This window comes from Pauljensenia sp. UMB3104 (assembly GCF_030217285.1).
Taxonomy (GTDB): domain Bacteria; phylum Actinomycetota; class Actinomycetes; order Actinomycetales; family Actinomycetaceae; genus Pauljensenia.
Genome location: NZ_JASONN010000534.1, coordinates 1 through 242, shown reverse-complemented (window position 1 = coordinate 242; position 242 = coordinate 1). Strand labels below are relative to the sequence as shown.

General features: G+C 56.2%; 1 protein-coding gene. It reads left to right on the top strand.

The window, feature by feature from the left end:
• Positions 1 to 242 (top strand): class I tRNA ligase family protein (locus QP415_RS12695; RefSeq protein ID WP_285100310.1); only part of this gene is annotated, 242 nt, incomplete at both ends.

Genomic DNA, 242 nt, shown 5'->3' with positions numbered 1-242 from the left:
ATGGTTTCCGGTACGGACGAACACGGCACTCCGATTCTGGTTGCTGCAGATGCCGAGGGCATAAGCGCCAGGGAGCTGGCCGACCGAAACAATCGCCTAATCGTGCAGGATCTTACTGCTTTGGGCTTGTCTTACGACCTGTTCACCCGCACCACCACGGGCAACCACTACAAGGTGGTTCAGTCTATGTTCGAAACTGTACGCGACAACGGGTACATGATCGAGCAGTCCATGGGTGCAGC